Below are 15407 nucleotides of genomic sequence, written 5' to 3'. Positions count from 1 at the left end.
CTCAGTCATAATTGATATGTACAACGGTGTGCGCCGGCGCTAGCCGATGCATCAGGCATTCGATCGGGCTGCCCGGATTAACACCGAAGCGTTCCCCCCAATAACTGACGCCAAAGCGCCGGCCCTTGCGCTGACGACCACCGGTGTTGAGCGTCCATATGAACTGCGCATACCAGGTACCGAAATGCGCAGAACCAAAACGAGAACGCCCCATCCGAGGAGCGCGATGTTCGGTGATGGTCGCGTTCGGGTAGCCTTGGTTGATGGCCAGTTCGATGAAGTAAGCCCGGTCCTGGCCCCCCATCTCGATCAAGCGTCGACGCACGGCCAAGCGCCTGTCTTCAAAAAGAGGATTTAAACCAAGGCAAGGATCTGGCAGCCCCATGACTCGCTCCCAATCCGGCACCAGTTCGCTCACGCCAGACGGGTCCATTTCGTAGAGCAAGTCGACGGTGCGGGCGTCGAGGCGAGCCAGTTCCTGGGCGATGCCTTCGAGCACTGGCTCCAGCTCCGGCACTCGCTCCAGGTCCCATGCCGGGCCACTGGGTAGAAGACTGCGCAGTTGGGCGTGGTATTGCTCGGCGGTTCTTATTCCAGCCATACGCAACCTCCGAAGGTGAGCAGTTGATTGCTGGCGGCGACCACATCGGCGCTCGGCGCGGTGAGTTTGTGGTCGGTTTCACCGGTGGTGCTGCTGATGGCTTCGGCGATGTGGGTCAGCAACAAGGTTTCCCCAAGGCCGGCTTCACGGTTATGCAGGTCGCGCAACTGGGCCTCGATGGCGGCGCGTACGGCGCTGGTGTCCGGGGTAATGCGCAGCCTGTAGGTCACCGGCATCTGCATCGGTGCCATCACATGCACCTCGGCGGTTACCGGGCGCAGCGGCTCGATATAGGCCCGGACTACCTCCAGTTGCTCGGCATTGGGAATCGGCTGTAGATCGTCGTCACGCATGACGAACACGCCAACGGTGCCAGGCCCCAAGTAACTGCCGCGACACCAGGCGCGGGTGATGCCGGGGCACTCCAGCGCCCAGGTCTCATAATCCTGGGCCGAGCCGCCGTGGGGGATGATGCGGTAAGAGCGGATCACCCTCGCACGCAGGGATTCGAGGCTTTCCCGGGCGACACCGCCGGTCAGCCCCGGCGCCAGCACGGTGAAGCTGCTGCCGATACCGAGAACCGGCTGCACCGGCGTCAGCACGAGGCCGGCATCGGCATTCCCCAGGCTACCGGCGTCGAGTGCAGCAATAGTGGTGCTGTTCAGGCCATTGCTCGTGGTGCGGGCGGTAGTCACTTTGTAGGTGCGACCATCGGTGGATTGCAGCAGCGTGTCGATATCCAGCACCGCGCCAGAGGTGGCCGTGAAGCTGACGCTGCCGCTGGCCACCTGGGCTGCTTTGCGCGCCTGGTTCAGGCGCAGGGCGGCGATACGCTCCAGAGTGGATTCGTCGGCCTTGTCCGGCAGGATCTGCTCGGCGATCCAGTCCAGGTAGCCATACAGGCCATAGGCCGCGCCGCCGAGGGTGCGGGCCAGTACTTGGGCATCGGACTGGCGCAGCGAATCGCTGGCCAGGTCGCTTTGGGCGCGCTTGATCAGCACCGGCAGCGAAGGGGTTTCAAACGGCATAGGTCACCTGCCAACTGTTATCGGGGTTGATGTCCAGGCGCTCGCCGTCGGCCAGGGTCAGGACCGTGCGCAGGTTCAGGCGCTGGGCGTCGAGGCGTTCGCTGATGATGTCGATGGCGCTGCAATGGCCGTCGTCGATCAGCCATTGCAGGGCTTCGCGGGCATAGAACTCGGCGTCGAGTTGGGTCTGTCGGGTCAGCTTGACCCGCCGCAACAACCACAGCCGCGAGCCGATGCGGTCGTCGGCGACGGTAGGAAATGTGTCGCCCCACCAGCCGAAACGTTCCTCGTCATCGACGGCATCGTCGTCAGCAGCGCGGCGCCAGGAGAACAGGCTGATCAGGACCGAGCGGGTCAGCGCGGCGTTCATGTTCTGGCTGATGAACATCATTGGCCTCCCGCCGGCACGCCGGTCTGATCGTTGCCGGCCTGTACGCCGACATGCACATGCTTGATCTGGCTGATGCCGCCGGCGATCTGGTCGCCCTCGGAAACGATCTTGCCGGTGTGGTTAATGACGGGGCTGTCGACGTTCACCGCGTTGCTGGCGCGGATATTCAGGGTCGCGGTTTCGATGTCGATGACACGGCCGCGCTTGAAATGGATTTTGTCGCCCTCGTCGGTGTAGATCGCCACTTCGCCGGGGGCCAGGGCCGTGAGTCGAAAGCGACGATCGGCGACCACCAGCACCACAGCATGGGAGCGGTCGCCCCCCAGGAACGTGGCGATGCCCTCGGCGCCAGCGAGCGGATTGCTGGTGAAGCCGTAAGGTTCGAAGTGCTCCATGTCGTCGTTCACTTCGCCGGCGGTAAGGCGCATTTGCAACGATTGCAACTTGGTGGCCGAGTTGGCGAGCACGACAGTGCCGCGCGCCAGAAGGCGGGTCAGTAGGCTCATTGGGGGTTCCTTCGGAATCGGGTTGAACAGTAATTTGGCGACTCCCACAGGAATTCGGAGTGATGATCGTTCCCACGCTCTGCGTGGTAACGATCATGTGCTCAGGATTTTGGGGCCGTCGGATTCGCGTCGAAGGTATGGGGCGGGGCGACTTGCAGGGTAGTGACGGAGCCTTGTCCGGACAGCGAGTAGGTCACTTTGGAAATCAGCATGTCGCCGTCAAACCCCAGGATCGGGTCGATCACCCGCACCAAGGTGTTATGCCGCCACAAGTTGCCATTGGCCTGGCGCCAGCCTTGCACGCGATAGGTAGTGGTCAGGGCTTTGCCGGTGCGAATGGCGCTTTCCCAATCGGCCCGTTGCTGGGCCAGCTCGAAGGTCAGTTGGGTGCTTTCGCTGATCACCGTCACCCGTTTGCGTTTGAAGCTCAGGTCGGTGGCGGTGCCCGACACTTCACTCACCGCCGCCCCGCTCTGCTGATCATTGCCCTTATGCTGGCCGATGACCCGGTATTCGGAGAACACCTGGCTGTAGTCCATCGGCGCGTTGCCCGAGAGAATGTTCTTACCCAGCTCCAGTACATCCGTGGCCCGCCCGCCGCTGCCGGGCTTGGCCAGCAGAACGCGCCCTTCGGCGTCATCGGTGGAAAACACCCGGAACAACGTCAGCAAACGGTCGATGGATTGAAAAACTGTTTCACCCGGCACGATGCTGTGTTCGCTCAAACGAGCGGTTTCAGAGATTTCACTGACCACCCCCACGCTGTATTGCGACGCCAGGGCCTGGACAATGCTCAGCACCGTTTGCCCGCGCCATTGGGTCGGGCGATTAATCGCCGCGCAGTCCACCAAGTCCTGTGTCTTGGAACCACCCTCGATGCTCAGGCTGATCTGGCGACCGTCATAGTTGACCGGAGCCTTGAACACGTAGCCGCTGAGCACGAGGTCTGAACCAATGCGAACCTGGCATTCATCGCCCGGGCGGATCGGCACCGATTGAGTCTGCCCCGGCCATTGCCAAGTAATGTCGAGTTTGAAAGTGCGAAACTGGCGCTCCAGGTCCGCACTGATTTCCACACTTTTCCAGCCGCCGTAATCCAGCCCGCCGACAGTGAGCGTGACAGCGTTATCGAGTTCGTTCATGGCTTACTCCCCCGACACTTTCAAGTCATTGGGCGGCAGGAAACCAGGATGAGCCACGCCATTGCGCTGGGTCACTTCGGTCACTCGGGTGGCATCGGCAAATTGCTGATACGCCACCACCAGCGCCGGCAGACTTTGCTTGAACGACAGGTTGATCAGTCTTACACCGGACGACGCCACCGCCGTCAGATGCGCGGCCATTTGCTGACGCAGGTTGTTCATCGCCTGGTAATGATCCGGATCGGCCTTGAGGGAGGCCTGCCAGACGGCTTCGTTGAGGGCATCGCGCAGGGCCAGTACGTCGTCGGCCACCGGCACATCCCGACGCTGGATCGGTTGCACCGCCTGCTGCGCCACCGACGGAATGGCGCCCAACTTGATCACCGGCGTAGCCACTGGCATCGCCGCAATCCATTGCGCGGCCTGCACCAGCAGCGTGTCCTGCACCAGATCGGTCACAGCCTGAGCCGCCGCAGTGGTGTCTTTACCGGTGGTGAGCTTGGGGGCGTCTGCCTTGCGAATGGCTTCCACCTGTTGCGACACGCTGGCAATCACGCCGCGATAGCCGTCACGGGCAAAGTCCTTTAATTCCTGGATGTCACCCAGCAGTCCCTTGAACTCGACCGCCACTTCCTTGGGCAGCTCTTTCACCGCTTTGACCAGGTCGCTGAGTTGCCTATAGGTCTCGATCAACGGCTTGAGTTCCTGTTCGATGACGCCGTACACATCCTTGAGGCTGTTGCGCAGGTCAGCGACGCCGATCCGCGCGGCCTTGATCAACGTCATGGCGTCTTCGAAGCGCTGCACCGCCGAGCCCAGCATACTGTCGGCCGACACCAGCAGCAGTTTCTGGCTGTTGATCGTGGTCGAGGGGAATTGCAGTGGCTGGTCGGGGTAGAACTTCAGGGCAAACGTCACCAGCCCGCCGTCTTGGCGAGTATGGGTCATGTCGCACTCGCCCACCTTCACCTGCATGCGCCCCAGCCACGGATGCACCAGCTCACCGCTGCCTTGCTCCAGCGCCTTGAGCAACTTGTCGCGCTGTTCCAGGCAATCGGGCCCGACGATGAACGCGGTCAGCTCATGGAGCTTCGCCTGCTGGCCCAGCCCTTCGAAAAACGGCTGGTCACGCTGTGGATATTCGTGCAGCTGGCCTTTGTGACCGACCGGGGTTTTTGCCTGATCGACCCAGAATCCGACGCCACGAAACGACGCCGGCAACAAACGATCACGCCAGCTCATTGGAACCTCCTGCAGAAAGTGAGCGATAACCAATACGCGAACTCACCGCCAAGGCCGGTTGGTTGGTCTGTAGCGGATCAGCGCGTAACCCGGCCGGCGCGTTTTCGAAGCGCACGGTCAGGCCGCCTTCAAGCTGCGTTCGATTGTTTGCGGCGCTTTGTTGCACCAGGGCACTGGAGGTTTGCGGCAACGCGCCCGATAAAGTGCTCGCCGGCAGGTTGCCGGGTGCAGGCGCAAGGTTGGAAGACAGGTCCGGGCGCGATTCGCTGGCCCCGCCAAAAAACGCCGGTGCCAACTCGCCCTGGCCTTCGGCATTGGTCTTTTGTTGCGCCTCGGTCAGTCCTTCGACCTTGCCGGTGAACGTGGCGATGACATCGCCGAAGCCGCCGTTGAAGAACGCCTTGATCGGCGCAATGACGCCCTGCAGTTCGTCCCACCATTGGGTGAACCACTCGCCCACCGGCCCCCATTGTTTGGTGAGCCCCTCGATGGGCGACCAGTCGAACAAGCCGCTGAACACCGCCAGCATGATCGACACCTGGTTGCGGATGCCTTCCCAGATTCCGGCGAAGACATCACCTATCGTGCCCCAGTTGGCCATGATCAGACCCAGCGGCGTCCAGTCGAACAGCCCTTTCAAGGCGTCCATCACTGGCGCAGTCAGAGCCTTGAGCAAATCCCAGATCGCCGAGAACAACCCAGTCAAGGGCGTCCAGTTAGCCATGACCTGCCCCAAGGGTGACCACGCAAACAACGTCTGCATGAAACCAACGACAGGCATCGCCGCCGCCACGATCACATTCCAGATCGCGCTAAAAAAACTGCTGATCGGCTCCCAGTTGCTGATCACCTGTCCCATCGGGGTGAAGGCAAACATTGTCTTGAAGAACTCGACCATCGGCAGAACGATCGGAGAAAGCTTCTGCCACAGCCCGGCGAAAAACGCCGAGATCGGTTCCCAATTGGCGATGATCAACCCTGCCGCCAAGGCGATGCCCATGGCGATCAAGCCGATGGGGTTCATCTTCAAGGCCAGGTTGACCACTTCGAGCGCCTGGCTCGCACCACTGACCGCCGTCTGTATCGCGCTGAACGCCACGACGCCAGCGGCCAGGCCCTGCACCAGTTGCGGGTTGTCTTGCAGCATCTGGGCCACGCCGTTGACCATCGGCTGCAAACCGATTGCCACTGCGTTGACCGCTGGTACCAGCGCCGAACCGAACTGCACCGATACATTGCTGATGGAAGTCTTCAATCCATCCAGGTTTTGCGCCGCCACAAGGGTCGCCTCAGGTGCCTGGACAGTGCTGGCCGCCGCGTTCACCGCGCCGACTTCACCCTTGAATGCCACCGCCGACTTGATCCCTTCGACGAAGGGTCGAGCCAGGCCACCGCCCTGGAGCAGTCCGGAAATATCCAGGCTGCCCAGCCCGGTAGCGTCGAGGTTCTGTTTGAAGCTCTCGACCTTCGCACGAAGGCCGGCGAGCTTGGGTGACAGCTCATCGATACCGGTCAGCAGCACCGCTTTTTTCTCTACCTTTTGTGTGTCTGCCATCACTGCACCTGCTGCATCGCATTGATCCGTTGCGCGTGCTCCAGGGATTCGCGGAGCACATCCAGTGGCCTGGCCATCATCTGTTCGGGGTCAACCTTCCAGAACCAGGCCAGGTCATAGGCGGCTGCGATCAGGTCGCCGATGGCTGCGACGCCGCACTCATGAAAAAACTCGCGACGGCCCAGCTCAGCGCGTTGAGGTCAGCCAGGTCCAACTGGTTGACCGACGACGGCGGGATGCCGGCGCAGACCGCGATATATTTGGCCGCGACGTCCATGTCCAGGCTCACCTCCTCGCTCTTGTCGATCTTGTACGGCAGCGCCTTGATCACCCGGACCTCCTGCACCGTCGGACGGCGCAAGGTCAGTTCGCTCAGCGGCTCGCCATGGGCCTCGATGGCCACCCGCAACGTCACGACATCAGTCATTGCCAGGTCCCCTTGATGCCTTCGAATTTCAGCTCGATGCTGGCGTCGTCGCCCTTGGATGCCGGCTCTTCCACCAGGTAGGCGCCAGCCAGCACGTAGACCTTGCCGTTGTTGAATTCGCAGGTAACAGTCATGTCGGTGCCAGCGATCAGTTGTTTAAGCGGGAAGTCCGCAGTGTGCAGCGCCGTCACCTTGAAAGACGGGGCAATGTCGGTTTCCTTGTAAAAACCCGGCACGACGGTTTCGCGTTTTGTGGACATCAGCGGCGCTTCGCAGCCACCGTTGATGGTCAGTTGAGCGCCGTCCACTTTGACGTAGCAGGTGCCCGCAATCAGTTGACCCATGGTGTTTCTCCCTTCAAATAAAAAGCCCACACGGGGTGGGCTGAATTCATACGTTCAAACGCGACTTTCAGGCGGCGTCGTCGTATTGCAGGCGGAATTGGTTGAGCAGCGCGAACACTCGCAGACCGTTGATGTAATCCGGCGGGAACAACACATTGACCCGGCTCGGGTCCTGGCTGTCGCGCTCGACGACCAGGTGTTCGGCGAACAGCTCGGCGTTTTCCACATGGCCTTCCAACTCGAGCTTGGCGTACTGAGCGATCAGTTCGCCGCGAATGGTGCTCGGAGTCACGATGGGCTGGCCGGCGCCGAAACGGGTGCCGTCGGAGGCCAATTTGTGGCGACCGTACTTGCTGGTGATCACGCTTTGCAGACGACGCACGATGAACGCCGACTGATGCATGGTTTCGCTGTCCAGGTAGGAATTGTCAGCCTGGCCGAAGGCATTTTTCTGATAAGTGGTGATCGAACGCTGGATGCGTACGTAGCCACCTTCGTAATAAGCGGTCGCAATGCCGTAGTTGAGCAACGACTGACGCTCGGTCAGGGTGAACCGTTCGCTGGCCGGTGCCGGGTCCAGGCCTGGCAGACTACCGCTTTGGGTCGGACGGCTGGCGTCGGCTGAAATAAACACCGCAGTGCGTGCGGCCAGTGCCGCCGCCTGGACCCAGAACGGTTGCGGAACACTCGGCTCCAGGGCCTGGATGGTCATGTGCTGGTCGTTGCGCGCCTGACCAGCCGCCACCAGGGTGCCGATGGTGCCGCGCTTGGCGCTGTAGACATGGCCAAACAACTGCTTGGCCCAGGACCAGCGACCGGTGCTGTCATCCATGACCGCTTGCCAGGTGTTGAGACTCGACAAGTCGGACCACGGCATGGCGATGAACTCGAACGGCTCGTCGCCCAGGGCCGCAAGCGCAGCGGTCTGATCCGGTACACCGGCACCGCCGTTCATGGCAGTGATCGCGGTGGTCAGGCCGGCCGGGGTGTCTTCGCCGTTGCTTTTGCCCAGGCGATTGAACTGCAGGCTGATGTCGTTGCCGCTGGCACCGGTCCATTTGGCACTGAGCGTCACGACGCCTTCGACGGCCGTAGCGGCCACCGGCAAGTCAGCGGCCGCGTTGATTTTCAAGGCCAATGCAGTGGCTGCCTGAGCCGCTGTCGTGCCGGTAACGATGGCCCCCTGAACACGCACGCCGCCAACGTACAAGTTGAGCACGCCGCTTTCAGTGGCGGTGCCGGTGAGGGTCAGCACGCCCTGAGCAATGGCGCCGTCGACATTGTGCAGCGGCAAACACCAGATTTCTCCGAGCGGGTCGGTCTTGCGCCAGGTTTCGTACATGGACGCGAGCATCGAGCCCTGGCCGCCGATGCTCTTGGCCAAGGCTACGCTGGACACCAGCTCCAGTTTGCCAACTTCGGCCGCAGCGACGTTGTCGTTGACCTGGGCCACGATCAACCGGCGCATGGCCGACGACGCGCTATTGGCGGCCGAATTGTCCATTTCGGCGTAGAACAGCGGAACACGAATGTCCGCGGGAATGTTGCTAAATCCGATCGCCATTATTTGGCTCCCTGTGGTTTTTCCGCTTTCACGGCGTTGGTAGTGATATCGCCATCAGCCAGACGTCGACGCCACCAGGCGTTGTCCGGCACTTCACGGCCCTCGAGGGGCAACAGATCGCCCGCCTCCGGGTCCGGTACGGCACGGCCCGGGGCCGGCAGCACGGTGATGCGTTTGCTCATGGGGTTACGTCTCCAGAGAAAGTCAGTTCCAGGCGCCCGTCGGGGCCGGGACGTTTCAGGTTGGGGTCCGCCGGGTCGATGGCATCGACCCGCACAGTGGCCCCGGTAAAGGACGACAAGCCGTCCAATTCACGCTCGTGCCAACTTTCGGCAGGCTCGCTCGCCAGGTTGCGACCCAGCTGGAATTCGGCAAAAAAACGCAGCCGGAACAACACGCGGCTGCTGTTGATGGAAACCAGTTCGCTGCCGTCGTACTCGATACCGGTGTAGTCGCTTGCGGGCTTGAACCCCACCAGCGCCCGCCACAACTCGGCGCGCAGGTCGTGCAACAGATCCAGCGCTTCTGTCGCGTCAGTGGCGTCGAGCACCAGCACTGCGTCGAAACGGTCACGCACGGCTTGCAGCGTGGCATTCTGTGCGGCGTTTTTGCTTGCCACATCGGCAGCCGACAGGACATAGGCGCAGGGGGGTTGCAGTGGGGTGTCGGCTTGCAGAGCCGCCAGATCGAAACCCGACGCGACGCGATTGGCGAAGGTTGGGCAATACGTGCGTATCTGGGTTAACAAAGGGGTGATCTTCATGGGTTCACCGGGCAATAAAAAACCCGCTCGGGCGCGGGTTGGGAATAACTGGTTTCGAGACTATGGCCAGGAAGCCTGCTCCCGCTTGAGTACGAAGCACTCTTTGAGGGCTGCGCTAGCCACAAATCGCTAAACAAGGGGCCGGGTTATTGATCCGGGTCGGAATTACCTGTTCTTTCTGCGCAAACACCAATCCGCTTGGCGACCCAGCGCTCATAAAGACCAATGGCCACATCGGCACCCGCCATGGCGGTCAGGCAACCCAGGGCGCAGGCACTCCAGATCGACATGCCGAGGGCGTACAGCAGCATGATTGCCGAGACGCCGCAGATAATGCAGGCGCCGGAGCGCAAGGCCAGGCGACGCAGCAGCGACCAACCACGGGCGCCCTCCTTGTCGGCGCGCCACATCTCGCCGGACACCCCGCCCACCAGGGCGAGCACGATGACCAGCCAGATCGGCATGTCCAGCAACGCCTGTTGCTCGTTTGTCATGTCACGCCTCCTGGGGGTGATAGATTGAGGTTGAGGGGCCCAACCGCGCTTATCGGGTAATGAGCATGTCGAGACTGGTCGCGTCGCAGGAGTTGTTGGCTTTCCTATCGATAACCAGATAGAGCGAAGACGTCGGCGTGACCGCGATGTTGTTCAGCATGAACGTAGTGCTGCCGCCGTTTGCCAAGCTCCCGGACTGGAGCACGGTGTCGCCCAGGTTCAGCGACCAGCCAATACCATCTCCGCAGGCGTTATGCAGGTCATTGACCCGACCCAGCACGTTGATGTTGCCGGTAACAGGGCTCGCCCAGCGGAAGATGCTCTGACTGTTGGTCCCAGGGTGCGTGGCAACGTCGCCCTGCTTAAACACGAAGCTGGTGCCCGAGCCGGTGAAGGTGAAGCTTGCATTGGGAATGGAGATCCAGGCAGCCGTGGCATCGTCCCGCCAGCAGGTGGTTGGCTTGCCATTGCACTCCCCGGCGTGGAACGTCGGGAAGAGCGTGTAGTTGGCCGAGGCGTTCACCCCCGATTTGTTTTGCATGAAGGACCAGGGCGAACCGGCCGGCGCGGCTTCGGTCATCAGATACATGTCCCTGGCCAGGTTCCACGACATGGCCGTATCAGCCCTGGCGCCCAGGGACAGGAAGGACGACACGAAGGCAGTCGCCAGCAAAAGCTTTTTGAGTAGTTTCATTTTCTTACCTCGATGGATGTCATTGAGCACTGGGTGCGCGGCTTATTCCGCACGCTGTTCGCTCGACGGCGATCACTCGAGGCTCAAAGGCCTTCACATGATTCAACGTCCCGCACCGGGAACATTTGATCTGGAGTTCGGTGTTCTCGCCCATACGGGCCAGAAGTCGTTTGCAACTACCGCATCTGAAATCCTTCAGCATTGAAAGCCCTCCCATTGGCGGCGGCGGTGGTTTGAAGCGCCTCACGGCACAGGCATTCCAAAAAGCCCGGTCGCCCAGGCTTTTCAGTAATGCGCTTGATCTTTCGGCGCGACTGGCGCGGTACGGATCCATTCAAATTGTTTTTCCGACCGCGGTCCCTGCCCGCCGGATAACTGCTTCTGGTGCTTTACGCTGCACACCCGGGTCAGTTGCCAACCCTCTGAACCGTTAAGGCCGGTTCATCGCTGCCTGTTGATGGAACTAAAGAGCTTTGTTGCCAGCCGCTTTGTCGAGCGGCTTGGACACAGATTATGCATGTATGCATATACAGTCAATGCATAAATGCATTTATTTATGCGTTGCGTATGCATGAATGCACCGATGATCAGTGAACACAGGGGTTCGACGATTTTCTAGGGGCGAAAAAAAACCCGCACGGTGGCGGGTTTTATCTGACAACGCAGGGGTTAGCGGGCGTACATGCCCCACCAAAAGACGTGGCCGAGGATGACGATCTGCTCATCCTGCATTTCCTGGAAGGTGTAGTCCTCGTCCGGATGTTCGTCACGGTTGAAGCTGCGCAGGCGGATACCGGTGGGCAGGCGGTAAAGCTGCTTCACCCGCAACTGACCGTTGTGATTGATGGCATAGAGGTCACCGTCGACAATGTCGCCGATTCCGCATTTACCCGCATTCACCCCGACCGTGGCGCCGTCGCGCAGCACCGGCAACATGCTGTTGCCGCGCACCGTCACGCATTTGGCTTGGTCGAACTGCACGCCGTTATGGCGCAGGCTGCGCTTGCCGAAGCGCAGGCTGGAGCGCTCGCTTTCCTCGATGACGAATCTTCCTGATCCAGCAGCCAATTCAACCTCACGCAGAAAAGGGACCGACACCTCGTCTTCTTCGACAGGCGTATCGTCGTCCCACAGGCTTATGTCCTTGAGCTCGGAATGCGGCTCGTCACGGCGGCTCGTCGCGACAGGCGCAACGTCCGCGCGCCCGCGCAACTGGTCGGTGCTCACGGCAAAGTATTCGGCGATCTTCGAGATGTGTTTATCCGAAGGATCGACGATCTTGCCGCTGAGGATCCGCGAGAGGGTGGATTGAGGCACGCCGGTACGACGGTGAAGCTCCGTGGGGGAGATCCCGTGCTGATCGAGCAATGCCCTTAATACGGTCGAAACGTTGCGTTTTTGCATAACGCGCATGATGCTTGTTCTTTTTGCAGAAGACAAATGCTGATTTGCATAAACGTGCATATCGATGATGAAGTGCTTCCATCCAACATCAACGCAAGCTGACCCACCGCTTTCGCGAGCAAGCCCGCTCCCACAGGATGAACACCCTCGCCAAAAAACAGGCCGGCTGTCAGGCCGCCTCGCGGTGGACGTTGATCTCGGCGCCCCGTTAACCACGCTGGCTGAACGAAGGTATTGCGCAGTGGGCAACCCGGCATGGATACCGAGCCTAGGCGAGGCGCCGAGTGGTGGGGCAAAAGCGCTTTGCTTACTTTCGCCTGGGCCGGCATTCCGGCTCTTCGAAAGTGAGCCGCCGTAAGAGCGGAACCGTCAGCAGCCGTTACCGCAGCAACGGATATGCATACGATCCCATACACACAATCCCAAAAACCACTCACGTATGGGTCGCCCCCGACCGCCCATGTTAACCTTGCGCCCATCGCGCAAAAGCCAGGCCGCCGCCCTCCTTTTGCCCTACACCTTTCAACGAGTTTGTCTGACACCGATGAATACAGCCGTGAACGATCTGTCCTCCCACACGCCCATGATGCAGCAGTACTGGCGCCTGAAGAATCAGCACCCCGATCAGCTGATGTTCTATCGCATGGGCGACTTCTACGAGATCTTCTATGAGGATGCGAAGAAGGCCGCCAAGTTGTTGGACATCACCCTGACGGCTCGTGGGCAATCGGCTGGCATGGCGATTCCTATGTGTGGGATTCCTTACCACGCGGCGGAAGGTTACCTGGCGAAACTGGTCAAGCTTGGCGAGTCGGTGGTGATTTGCGAGCAGGTCGGCGACCCGGCCACCAGCAAAGGGCCGGTGGATCGCCAGGTGGTGCGGATCATCACGCCGGGTACGGTCAGCGATGAAGCATTGCTGGATGAGCGCCGGGACAACCTGATCGCCGCGGTGCTGGGCGATGAACGCCTGTTCGGCCTGGCCGTGCTGGACATCACCAGCGGCAACTTCTCGGTGCTGGAAATCAAGGGCTGGGAAAACCTGTTGGCGGAGTTGGAACGGGTCAACCCGGTAGAACTGCTGATTCCAGACGACTGGCCCAAAGACCTGCCGGCAGAAAAACGCCGTGGCGTGCGTCGTCGTGCGCCGTGGGATTTTGAGCGTGACTCGGCGCTGAAAAGTCTCTGCCAACAGTTTTCCACTCAGGACCTCAAAGGCTTCGGCTGCGAAAACCTGACCCTGGCCATCGGCGCTGCCGGCTGCCTGCTGGCCTACGCCAAGGAAACCCAACGCACCGCCCTGCCCCACTTGCGCAGCCTGCGTCATGAACGCCTGGATGATACGGTGGTGCTGGATGGCGCGAGCCGCCGCAACCTGGAGCTGGACACCAACCTGGCCGGCGGCCGCGACAATACCCTGCAATCGGTAGTCGATCGCTGCCAGACCGCCATGGGCAGCCGCCTGCTGACCCGTTGGCTGAACCGTCCATTGCGAGATTTGACGGTGCTGCTGGCCCGCCAGACCTCCATTACCTGCCTGCTGGATCGTTATCGCTTCGAGCCGTTGCAACCGCAGCTCAAGGAAATCGGGGACATCGAGCGGATCCTGGCGCGTATCGGCCTGCGCAACGCCCGTCCTCGCGACCTGGCGCGTCTGCGTGATGCCCTCGGCGCCTTGCCCGCCCTTCAGATGGCGATGACCGACCTCGAAGCGCCGCACCTGCAGCAACTGGCGCGCATCACCAACACCTACCCGGACCTGGCCGCGTTGCTGGAAAAAGCCATCATCGATAACCCACCGGCGGTCATCCGTGACGGCGGCGTGCTGAAAACCGGCTACGACGCCGAACTCGACGAGTTGCAATCGCTGAGCGAGAACGCCGGTCAGTTCCTGATCGATCTCGAAGCGCGGGAAAAAGCCCGTACCGGCCTGGCCAACCTCAAGGTCGGCTACAACCGTATTCATGGCTATTTCATCGAGCTGCCGAGTAAGCAGGCCGAACAAGCCCCGGCCGACTACATTCGCCGCCAGACCCTCAAGGGCGCCGAGCGTTTCATCACCCCGGAACTCAAGGCTTTCGAAGACAAGGCGCTGTCGGCCAAGAGCCGTGCCCTGGCCCGGGAAAAGATGCTCTACGAAGCGCTGCTCGAAGACTTGATCAGCCAACTGCCGCCCCTGCAGGACACCGCTGGCGCCCTGGCGGAACTGGACGTGCTGAGCAACCTGGCCGAACGCGCGCTGAACCTGGATCTCAACTGCCCGCGCTTCGTCAGTGAGCCGTGCATGCGCATCAGCCAGGGTCGTCACCCGGTGGTCGAGCAAGTATTGACCACGCCGTTCGTGGCCAACGACCTGAGCCTGGACGACAACACCCGCATGCTGGTGATCACCGGTCCGAACATGGGCGGTAAATCCACCTACATGCGCCAGACCGCCCTGATTGTGCTGCTGGCCCACATCGGTAGTTTCGTGCCAGCGGCCAGTTGCGAGTTGTCACTGGTGGACCGCATCTTCACCCGGATCGGTTCCAGCGATGACTTGGCCGGTGGGCGCTCGACCTTCATGGTGGAAATGAGCGAAACCGCGAACATCCTGCACAACGCCACCGAACGCAGCCTGGTGCTGATGGACGAAGTCGGACGCGGCACCAGTACCTTCGACGGCCTGTCCCTGGCGTGGGCGGCCGCCGAACGGCTGGCGCACCTGCGAGCCTACACACTGTTCGCCACCCACTATTTCGAGCTGACCGTATTGCCGGAAAACCAACCGCTGGTAGCCAACGTTCACCTCAATGCCACCGAGCACAACGAGCGCATCGTGTTCCTGCACCATGTGCTGCCCGGCCCGGCCAGCCAGAGCTATGGCCTGGCGGTGGCGCAACTGGCCGGCGTGCCAAGCGAAGTGATCAGCCGTGCCCGCGAGCACCTCAGCCGCCTGGAAACCGCCAGCCTGCCCCACGAAGCGCCGCGCCCGACCAAAGGCAAACTGGCCGCTCCGCAGCAAAGCGACCTGTTCGCCAGTCTGCCGCATCCGGTGCTCGATGAACTGGCCAAAGTGGATCTGGATGACCTGACACCACGACGGGCACTTGAATTGCTTTATACATTGAAGACACGGATCTAACGCACGAGCTTTCAAGCTGTTAGAATCTCGCGCGGTTTGGGATGCTGCGGGCTATTAGCCTGGTTCGCAGACTATCGCTCCCGAACCTGGCGACCCCACCGTGAAGGGGCTTCGCTGCCGCCGCCTGA

17 protein-coding genes are annotated in these 15407 nt (G+C 61.2%); 1 reads left to right on the top strand and 16 read right to left on the bottom strand.

Features of this window, described 5'->3' with window-relative positions:
* Position 1: 1 nt before the first annotated feature.
* The 16 genes from ACA047_RS06625 to ACA047_RS06550 all read right to left on the bottom strand — a co-directional run bounded on the left by ACA047_RS06625 (position 2) and on the right by ACA047_RS06550 (position 12155).
* The gene (locus tag ACA047_RS06625) at positions 2-601 is read right to left on the bottom strand and encodes a YmfQ family protein (protein WP_497357772.1); all 600 of its coding nucleotides are present in this window, start codon (positions 599-601) and stop codon (positions 2-4) included.
* Entirely contained in the window at positions 589-1629 is a 1041-nt protein-coding gene (locus ACA047_RS06620; protein ID WP_497357770.1) for a baseplate J/gp47 family protein, read from the bottom strand. Before ACA047_RS06620 ends, ACA047_RS06625 begins: the two co-directional genes overlap by 13 nt.
* A complete protein-coding gene (locus ACA047_RS06615) occupies positions 1619-2017 on the bottom strand; it encodes a phage GP46 family protein (protein WP_497360246.1) in 399 nt (132 codons plus the stop codon). Before ACA047_RS06615 ends, ACA047_RS06620 begins: the two co-directional genes overlap by 11 nt.
* Positions 2017-2526 (bottom strand): phage baseplate assembly protein V, encoded by a 510-nt coding sequence (locus tag ACA047_RS06610; RefSeq protein WP_497357768.1) that lies wholly within the window; start codon positions 2524-2526, stop codon positions 2017-2019. The genes ACA047_RS06615 and ACA047_RS06610 overlap by 1 nt, the downstream gene beginning before the upstream one ends.
* Positions 2527-2627: 101 nt before the next feature.
* Positions 2628-3668, bottom strand: a complete 1041-nt coding sequence (locus tag ACA047_RS06605) for a phage baseplate assembly protein (protein WP_497357766.1) — start codon at positions 3666-3668, stop codon at positions 2628-2630.
* 3 nt (positions 3669-3671) lie between these two features.
* The gene (locus ACA047_RS06600) at positions 3672-4910 is read right to left on the bottom strand and encodes a DNA circularization protein (RefSeq protein WP_497357764.1); all 1239 of its coding nucleotides are present in this window, start codon (positions 4908-4910) and stop codon (positions 3672-3674) included.
* A complete protein-coding gene (locus ACA047_RS06595) occupies positions 4897-6465 on the bottom strand; it encodes a phage tail protein (protein WP_497357762.1) in 1569 nt (522 codons plus the stop codon). Before ACA047_RS06595 ends, ACA047_RS06600 begins: the two co-directional genes overlap by 14 nt.
* Positions 6466-6595: 130 nt before the next feature.
* Positions 6596-6892 (bottom strand): phage tail assembly protein, encoded by a 297-nt coding sequence (locus ACA047_RS06590; RefSeq protein ID WP_497357760.1) that lies wholly within the window; start codon positions 6890-6892, stop codon positions 6596-6598.
* The gene (locus ACA047_RS06585; protein ID WP_497357758.1) at positions 6889-7236 is read right to left on the bottom strand and encodes a phage tail tube protein; all 348 of its coding nucleotides are present in this window, start codon (positions 7234-7236) and stop codon (positions 6889-6891) included. The genes ACA047_RS06590 and ACA047_RS06585 overlap by 4 nt, the downstream gene beginning before the upstream one ends.
* A 67-nt stretch (positions 7237-7303) precedes the next feature.
* On the bottom strand, positions 7304-8800 hold the full coding sequence (locus ACA047_RS06580; protein WP_497357756.1) for a phage tail sheath subtilisin-like domain-containing protein: 1497 nt from the start codon (positions 8798-8800) through the stop codon (positions 7304-7306).
* The gene (locus ACA047_RS06575) at positions 8800-8982 is read right to left on the bottom strand and encodes a DUF2635 domain-containing protein (protein WP_497357754.1); all 183 of its coding nucleotides are present in this window, start codon (positions 8980-8982) and stop codon (positions 8800-8802) included. Before ACA047_RS06575 ends, ACA047_RS06580 begins: the two co-directional genes overlap by 1 nt.
* Positions 8979-9563, bottom strand: a complete 585-nt coding sequence (locus tag ACA047_RS06570; RefSeq protein ID WP_497357752.1) for a phage tail terminator protein — start codon at positions 9561-9563, stop codon at positions 8979-8981. Before ACA047_RS06570 ends, ACA047_RS06575 begins: the two co-directional genes overlap by 4 nt.
* A 146-nt stretch (positions 9564-9709) precedes the next feature.
* Entirely contained in the window at positions 9710-10057 is a 348-nt protein-coding gene (locus ACA047_RS06565) for a phage holin family protein (protein WP_497357750.1), read from the bottom strand.
* A gap of 49 nt (positions 10058-10106) precedes the next feature.
* On the bottom strand, positions 10107-10751 hold the full coding sequence (locus ACA047_RS06560) for a hypothetical protein (protein WP_497357748.1): 645 nt from the start codon (positions 10749-10751) through the stop codon (positions 10107-10109).
* A gap of 19 nt (positions 10752-10770) precedes the next feature.
* Positions 10771-10953, bottom strand: coding sequence for a Com family DNA-binding transcriptional regulator (locus ACA047_RS06555; RefSeq protein WP_497360244.1), 183 nt, complete (start codon positions 10951-10953; stop codon positions 10771-10773).
* A gap of 467 nt (positions 10954-11420) precedes the next feature.
* Complete coding sequence (locus tag ACA047_RS06550; RefSeq protein WP_497360242.1) at positions 11421-12155, bottom strand: XRE family transcriptional regulator; 735 nt, start codon at positions 12153-12155, stop codon at positions 11421-11423.
* 556 nt (positions 12156-12711) lie between these two features.
* Between ACA047_RS06550 and mutS the strand changes: the two genes are divergently transcribed.
* A complete protein-coding gene (gene mutS / locus ACA047_RS06545) occupies positions 12712-15279 on the top strand; it encodes a DNA mismatch repair protein MutS (protein ID WP_497357746.1) in 2568 nt (855 codons plus the stop codon).
* Positions 15280-15407 lie beyond the last annotated feature (128 nt).

The organism is Pseudomonas sp. LBUM1664, from assembly GCF_059695895.1.
Note: the sequence above shows the minus strand (reverse complement) of the source record. Positions and strands in the feature narration are given on the sequence as shown.